The organism is Dietzia sp. DQ12-76 (genome assembly GCF_014145045.1).
In the GTDB taxonomy this organism is placed as follows: domain Bacteria; phylum Actinomycetota; class Actinomycetes; order Mycobacteriales; family Mycobacteriaceae; genus Dietzia.
In genome coordinates this window covers 2,170-4,309 of sequence record NZ_JAALDV010000373.1, presented here as the reverse complement: position 1 = coordinate 4,309, position 2,140 = coordinate 2,170, and the positions used below count along the sequence as shown (strand labels likewise).

The 2,140-nt window shown below is 71.5% G+C and carries 2 protein-coding genes and 1 pseudogene; 1 reads left to right on the top strand and 2 read right to left on the bottom strand.

What is annotated here, in order from left to right; translation table 11 throughout:
- The coding region (locus G6019_RS12635) for a PrsW family intramembrane metalloprotease (RefSeq protein ID WP_182627726.1) at positions 1 to 1,081 on the bottom strand (1,081 nt) is incomplete at its 3' end.
- Positions 1,078 to 1,773 carry a hypothetical protein gene (locus tag G6019_RS12630; RefSeq protein WP_182613455.1) on the bottom strand — a complete coding sequence of 232 codons (696 nt, stop codon included), beginning with the start codon at positions 1,771 to 1,773 and terminating at the stop codon, positions 1,078 to 1,080. The genes G6019_RS12635 and G6019_RS12630, both read right to left, overlap by 4 nt.
- A 219-nt stretch (positions 1,774 to 1,992) precedes the next feature.
- On the opposite strand from G6019_RS12630, the pseudogene G6019_RS17805 reads away from it, so the two are divergent.
- A pseudogene (locus tag G6019_RS17805) lies at positions 1,993 to 2,140 on the top strand (YciI family protein); the annotation flags it as partial.

Here is a 2,140-nt window from a genome sequence, read left to right as displayed (position 1 = left end):
CCTGCCGGCGACCGTGCGGGGCGCTGCGGAGGTAGCGTCGCCGGGCTCCGCGGTCCCCGACCACCGCGGCGACCTCGCGCTCGGTGATGACCCCCTGATCCACCTCGGGGGCCAGGACGGCTCGCAGCCACTGCCGTTGCACCCGCGAGGCGCGCCGGGCGATTACGCGCACCAACACGATCGCGACCACGATCACCACCCCCAGCACGAGCGAGGCGTACGCGGTGCTGCCGAACACGGAGTTGCCGATGGCGTCGGAGGCGTCCCAGAGACAGTGGAAGGTCATGGCGGCGAGCATCAGCCCGGCTCCGAGGGCGCGGTTGCGCTCGGCGCGGGGCCGGCCGAGGAACCACACGAGCCCCGCGCAGAACAAGGCCGAGAACAGGGTGTGCGACACGATCCCCAGGCCGCTGCGGATCAGGATCGTCTGGACCGCCGACTCGATCTGCTCGGAGCCGAAGTTCGCGGCGGAGGTCTGCGCGGCGTAGAGCATGTCCTCGGCCACCTGGAACCCCAGGCCCGTGAAGGCGCCGATCATGAACCCGTCGTAGGGGCTGCGCACCAGGTGGGAGGCCAGCCCGAGGATCAGGACCAGTGCGGTGGCCTTGGCGAACTCCTCGATGACGGGCGCGGCGAACGCGGCGCCCCACGCCGTTGACCAGGCGGTACCGAAGAGCTTGCCGTACAGCGAGAGCAGGGCGTCGTTGGCGTGGACGGCCATCCAGAACGTGCCGGCGGTGCCACCCCACACGAAGACCGTGGCCAGCATCGTCACGGACCGCGGGATGGAGCGGTCATGGAGTCGCAGGAACAGCCACCATGCCCCGCCGTAGAGCGCGAAGGCGACGGCTCCCACAGCGACCGCGACCGGGTAGAGCCTGGCGGCCTGCGAGGCGATCTGAACCAGGCTCACCACCCCGGCGGCGATGCCCAGGAGCAGCACCCAGAACGCCGGGTTGCGCGGCTGCCACAGCCGGAAACCCTGACCCCATCCTGACTCCTCGAGCGCACGGTCCCGGGCGGCGAGGAGGTCCGGATCGGGGGCGGTGTCGCTGCTCGCCGAGACGGTAGGGGTGCTCATCTCGGTCCTCCGTAGGTCAGGCTGCGCAGCGCCGCCTCGATCTCGGTGGCGTCGGCGGTGGACTGGCCGGGCTGGGATCGGGCGGCGAAGGTGATGGCGGTGGGGGCGGAGTCGAACTCGTGGTCCCAGCGCCCGCCGGCAGCCGGGCCGGAGCCGGACGGCAGGACGAACGCGGCCAGGACGCCGTCCCCTGATGTGGAGGTGAACGGCTCGCTGGTGCCGACCAGGCCGCTGTCGGTCGTCACCGACTGCCGCGCACCCGACACCCGCACACCCTTCTCGTGGACCGACAGGTGCTTCTCGGCTTCCGCCAGCAGCGCGTCGACATCGCCGGCGAAGACCCCCTGGGTGGCCGAGATGGTGGTGCCCCCGTCTGTGACCGTCGCCGTGGACCCCGCGTCCAGGGGTCCACTCGCGGGTTCGTCCCCGACCCGGACCCCCTGGGTGAGGTCCCATCCGACGGGCGGGGTGAAGTGCACGCCCTTGCCCAGATCGACGACGTCGCCGGCCGCGATCGGGTCGTTCCAGGAGACCGACCTGTCGAGCCAGGGCAGACCCAGTCCCCACACCAGGCCGATGGCCAGGACCACGGCCGCGGGGATCGCCTGGCTCCGGTCGAGGCCGAGAACACGGTGGTCGGAGTGGGTGCGAGAGGATTCCGGGGGGCTATCGGGAGGGGTCGTGGTGTTCACCCGTGAACATTTACACCTGCCGGCCGCGGCGCGGCGGGAATCGCGGTGAATCGGCCGGGGCGGGCGGGCGCCGACGGGAGCACCGTCCCGCCGGGCGTCGACGTCGGCGTCATCACCCCCTCGCGCACCGGGTAGGGCAGGAGCGTCGAGAACCCGCATCCGGTTCCGTCCCCCCGGTGAGGCGACCACACTGGGTCGCACAGTGCGAGGAGGATCACCATGGCCAAGTACCTGTTGCTCAAGCACTACCGGGGCGCGCCGGAGCCGCCCAACAACGTGCCCATGACCGAGTGGGCGCCCGAGGAGGTCTCCGCCCACATCCAGTACATGAACGACTTCGCCACCCGCCTGGAGGAGTCCGGCGAGT